The sequence below is a fragment of the Methylophaga sp. UBA5088 genome, assembly GCF_002414625.1.
In the GTDB taxonomy this organism is placed as follows: Bacteria; Pseudomonadota; Gammaproteobacteria; order Nitrosococcales; family Methylophagaceae; genus Methylophaga; species Methylophaga marina.
Map to the genome: position 1 here is coordinate 1 of NZ_DIAC01000023.1, position 5,015 is coordinate 5,015.

5 protein-coding genes and 1 tRNA gene are annotated in these 5,015 nt (G+C 42.3%); 3 read left to right on the forward strand and 3 right to left on the reverse strand.

From position 1 onward, the window contains the following. Positions 1–742, reverse strand: a 742-nt coding sequence (locus tag B4K20_RS02910; protein WP_289281817.1) for a flavodoxin domain-containing protein, incomplete at its 3' end; no start/stop codon positions are given. A gap of 102 nt (positions 743–844) precedes the next feature. Here B4K20_RS02910 and B4K20_RS02915 point away from each other — a divergent pair. Together B4K20_RS02915 and B4K20_RS16995 are read left to right on the forward strand one after the other, a co-directional pair. Then, the gene (locus B4K20_RS02915; RefSeq protein WP_286305094.1) at positions 845–1,687 is read left to right on the forward strand and encodes a LysR family transcriptional regulator; all 843 of its coding nucleotides are present in this window, start codon (positions 845–847) and stop codon (positions 1,685–1,687) included. Positions 1,688–1,907: 220 nt separating this feature from the next. Further along, positions 1,908–2,027 carry a hypothetical protein gene (locus B4K20_RS16995; protein ID WP_339608432.1) on the forward strand — a complete coding sequence of 40 codons (120 nt, stop codon included), beginning with the start codon at positions 1,908–1,910 and terminating at the stop codon, positions 2,025–2,027. A gap of 231 nt (positions 2,028–2,258) precedes the next feature. Here the strand turns inward: B4K20_RS16995 and B4K20_RS02920 are convergent. Both B4K20_RS02920 and B4K20_RS02925 read right to left on the reverse strand, forming a co-directional pair. Then, positions 2,259–2,334 (reverse strand) — tRNA-Asn (locus B4K20_RS02920). A gap of 63 nt (positions 2,335–2,397) precedes the next feature. Next, positions 2,398–3,582: a pyridoxal phosphate-dependent aminotransferase gene (locus tag B4K20_RS02925; protein WP_289281818.1), complete on the reverse strand. Its 1,185-nt coding sequence runs from the start codon at positions 3,580–3,582 to the stop codon at positions 2,398–2,400. Positions 3,583–3,660: 78 nt separating this feature from the next. On the opposite strand from B4K20_RS02925, the gene uvrB reads away from it, so the two are divergent. After that, positions 3,661–5,015 (forward strand): excinuclease ABC subunit UvrB (gene uvrB, locus B4K20_RS02930; protein WP_289281819.1); only part of this gene is annotated, 1,355 nt, incomplete at its 3' end.

Below are 5,015 nucleotides of genomic sequence, written 5' to 3' on the forward strand. Positions count from 1 at the left end.
CTGGTACCTGTAACTCTAAATGATGGATCGGGTTTGATCTTGAGTCATCAGATAAACGCGTATTCTTGATCACTTCTACAGAGAGTGGACTGGTTTTTGAGTAGGTTGATGTACGGATTTTATGACGGCTTTTTGTGAGTACTTCGCTGTTTTTCGTCATATTCGGTAACGTTGGAAGACAGTAAGTAATCCATTCTTCAGCTGTTTCTTCAAAATCAACATCACACTCTACACATTCAGTAAATGGTGAAGCATTGAGCTCACGCAATCTATCATCAATTGTGATGCCGGTGAGACAGAAGTGATCGTATGAACTGTCACCCAAAGCGAGTACAGCATAGGATAGATGAGAAAGGTCTTCATTAAGGTGTATTAGCTCATCATAGAACGATGCGATGGGCTCAGGTGGTTCGCCATCGCCATGAGTACTACACACAATATATAGCTGATTAATCTGTTTTAGTTGCTTGAGTTTGAAATCCGCCAGGTTAATGAGTTCTATTGATTTATTATGATGAACTGCTTTTTCATAAAACTGCTGAGCAATACCTTTGGAATTGCCTGTTTCTGTTCCATAGGCTACAACTGCTCTCTTTTCAGTAGCTATGCTTTTATCTGTAGTAGAAATATCTAATAAGTTATTCGCTAACCATTCTGTTTGTTCATTAGACAAACGCTTTAGAAGGTTTGCTACAGCCTCCCACTCAGATGTTGTGAATAATGATGTAGCTAAGTTTTGCATGAAGTGTGTTTCTAATCGCTGTGAATGTTGAAACACATTATGGAGAGAATGTTTAATAATATATAATGAATATTATCTTAATTTAATATCAAAAATATTCATATGGATGTCAGTTTAGCCAGAACCTTTCTTGAAATTGTCAGATCGGGAAGTTTTATCTCAGCAGCAGAAAAGCTGCATGTCACTCAAACGACCGTAACGGCTCGAATTCATAACCTTGAGGGACAACTTGGGTGTAAATTATTTGTTCGAAACCGCTCCGGTGCAAGTTTGACTTCAAATGGTGTCAGGTTTGTTGAACATGCTACGAAAATGGTGCAATCGTGGGAGCTGGCGAAACGTGATCTGCCTTTACCCCAAGGAGTACAAAATGTACTCAATATTGGCAGTGAAGTGAGTTTATGGAGTCCGCTTGTCTTGCAATGGCTAAATGCACTCAATATCACTGAAAGTGAAGTGGCTATAAGAACAGAGATTGGTGAACGTCAATCGCTTATGGAGCAACTTGAGAATGGTGTTCTAGATATTATTTTGGTTCATCAACCTGAATATTGGCCTGGCGTTCAGGTCGAGCAACTATTAGAAGAAAAACTCATCCACGTGAGTTCCGTTGATAATCCTCACCCATATGTCTACGTGGACTGGGGAGATGACTTTAGACGTCAACATGATGTGGCTTTACCGGAACATGCACGAGCACAACTCACTATTAGCCTTGGACCATTAGCATTACATTACATTTTAACAAACGGTGGAAGCGGCTATTTTCGAACACGTGTGGTTGAGCACCATATAAAAGCAGGACTTTTAAAGCACAATGAACACTATCCTGAGTTTACTTTTCCAGTGTATGTCTTATACAAACAAGCAGATAAACAACGGTATAGCGTACAAATTGATGCCCTGTTTGAATCATCGAAAATTGAGTCACCCTGGTTGCCATAAGTAAAGCATATGCACCAATCACTACAGCACCCTATTTGTCGGTAATAATCGGCCAATAAGTTTGAAGATATATCTAGTGATGATGTTAATTATGGTGTTGTATATATATTTGTTAGGTCTATGGAAATTGAACGTCATCGACGCGAGAAGCATGGCCTGAACTTCTACAAAAACAGGCTAATCACCGTTGTAGTAATACAATTTAGTCAGAGGAAAGAACGTGTCCGACATCGCTTTGATTATTGATGCAGTGGATGGCATATACACAAAACAAGTTGTCGCGAAGTGTTTTGTAACAGCTGATTTTGATTTCACATCAATGGTCGCTATAGCCAACTGAAGTAAAAATCAGTAAATAGCCTGTTTTGAGATTTATATCTTAAAAATAAAGTGCTAAGTGTAAAACTATTGATGCTTCAGAGGAGAGTATTAAAGAAATTACCAAATTGGCTTATAGCAGCAACCTTCTATCAAACTCGTCAATTTAGCAGGTAAAGAATACGAGTCGACATAAATATTGCTGAAATAAAAAAACCTCAAAGAGAGACTCTTTGAGGTTTTATATATTCTTTGGCTCCCCGAGCTGGACTCGAACCAGCGACCCAATGATTAACAGTCATTTGCTCTACCAACTGAGCTATCGGGGAACAGAAAGATGGCTATTCTAGTGGCTTGACCTGTATAGGTCAAGCCTAAATTTGAATAATTTTTTATGCAATAAATTCAGCAATACGAATCAGTGCGTTACGAAGGTTTTCTTCGCTGGTCGCGATTGAAAGACGAATGTGGTTTTTCAATCCGAACGCAGAACCAGGCACAACAGCTACGCCTTTTTCTACTAATAGGGCTTCGGCAAAATCCATATCGTCCTTCAGTTCAGTTTTGTTTTCCAATACACCGGCGATGCTTGGGAAAACATAAAACGTACCGTCTGTTTCTAATGAATCCACGCCAGGCATTTTGTTTAATTCAGAAACGACATAGTCATGACGTTTTTTGAACTCAGCTAACATGGTTTTAATGCATGACTGATCACCGTTCAATGCTTCTACGGCTGCTGCTTGTGAGATAGATGCTGGGTTGGATGTGCTTTGCGACTGTACTTTTTTCATTGCAGCAATTAATGGTGCTGGGCCAGCTGCATAACCAATACGCCAGCCAGTCATTGAATACGCTTTGGAAACGCCATTCATAACCAGTGTTCTATCATGTAGATCTGGGCAGGCATTCAAAATATTGCAGAACGGTTCGTCAGCCCAGTAGATATGTTCATACATATCATCAGTGGCGATAAAAATGTTTGGATGTTTGCGTAACACTTCACCTAGTGCTTCCAGCTCTTTCAGACTGTAAGCCATGCCAGTTGGGTTAGATGGGCTATTGATAACGAACAGTTTGGTTTTATCTGTGATCGCCGCTTCTAATTGTTCTGGTGTGATTTTGAACTGATTTTCCTGACCGGCTTTGATAATTACGGGTACGCCGTCAGCAAGCAGTGTCATATCCGGGTATGATACCCAGTATGGTGCGGGGATGATGACCTCATCACCTGCTTCAATGAAGGCTTGAGCCAAGTTGAAAAAGCTTTGTTTACCACCGACGGAAACTAGGACTTGATTCGCGGCATACTCGAGCCCATTATCTCTTGAGAACTTTTTGATGATGGCATCTTTCAAATCTGCTGTGCCATCTACGGGCGTGTATTTTGTTTTGCCGCTGTGGATAGCTTCAATGGCAGCTTGTTTGATGTGTTCAGGAGTATCGAAGTCGGGTTCGCCTGCACCCAGACCAATAACATCTTTGCCCTCGGCTCTCAGCGCCGCAGCGCGTGCTGTGATTGCCAAAGTCGGAGACGGTTTGATGTTTTGAACACGTTGGGAGAGCTTGATAGTCAAAATCTTTCCTTCATTTAACACGGTAAATTGATAAATATCTCAATAATATACGCCAAACATAATCGATGCTAAAGACGTATGAGTAAACATTTTCAGCTAGTCAGCGAATTTTCTCCTGCCGGGGATCAACCAACTGCAATCAAGACTTTGATTGAAGGCTTGGAAAACGGTGAAATGTGGCAAACCCTGCTTGGGGTAACAGGTTCTGGTAAAACGTTTACCATTGCCAATGTTGCGCAAGCTCTGGGGCGGCCGATGATGGTTCTGGCCCCTAATAAGACCCTGGCCGCGCAATTATACAGTGAGATGAAAGATTTCTTCCCCAATAATGCGGTGGAATATTTTGTCTCTTATTACGATTATTACCAGCCGGAAGCGTACGTACCATCCTCAGATACTTTTATTGATAAGGATGCGTCGGTCAACGAGCAGATCGAACAGATGCGCTTGTCGGCAACCAAAGCTATGTTGGAAAGACGTGATGCGATTATCGTATCAAGTGTGTCCTGTATCTATGGTTTGGGTGAAAAAGATGCATATCTTGAGATGGTGTTACATCTGGTTCAGGGTGATGTCATCAGTCAGCGGGATATTCTGCGACGTTTGACCGAGTTGCAATACAGCCGTAACGATGTCGAATTGCATCGAGGTACTTATCGGGTGAGAGGGGAGGTCATTGATATCTTCCCGGCAGAATCTGAGCGTGATGCAGTAAGAGTTGAGTTATTCGATGATGAAGTCGAACAAATCAGCTACTTCGATCCTCTGACAGGTGAAATTCTACAGCGGGTGAACCGCATTACCATTTACCCGAAAACGCACTATGTCACACCACGCGATAACCTCTTAAAAGCCGTCGATGCCATCAAAGAAGAGTTAAAAGAACGACTCGAACATCTCAATGCTGACAATAAGCTGGTCGAAGCACAACGTTTAGAACAACGCACCCGCTTTGATATCGAGATGTTGCTGGAGCTGGGATATTGCAACGGCATTGAAAACTATTCCCGCCATTTATCTGGACGTGGGCCGGGGGAAGCACCGCCAACCTTATTTGATTACTTGCCTGACGATGCGATTCTGGTGATCGATGAAAGTCACGTGATGGTGCCGCAGATAGGTGCGATGTATAAAGGCGACCGCTCTAGAAAAGAGACCTTGGTCAACTACGGTTTTCGACTTCCTTCTGCATTGGATAATCGGCCTTTGATGTTTGAAGAATGGGAGAAGTTAGCCCCACAAACGATTTTTGTTTCGGCGACACCGGGTAAATACGAAAATGAACACTCCAGCACCATCGTCGAACAAGTGGTTAGGCCAACAGGACTGGTCGATCCACAAGTCGAAATTCGGCCTGTTGGGACACAAGTCGATGATGTCTTATCTGAAATTAACAAGCGTGCTGCTATTGGAGAGCGCGTATTAATTACCAC

What these genes read in the sequence shown, in the direction of transcription:
- B4K20_RS02915 (WP_286305094.1), top strand. Translation starts at nt 845, where the DNA reads ATGGATGTCAGTTTAGCCAGAACCTTTCTTGAAATTGTCAGATCGGGA.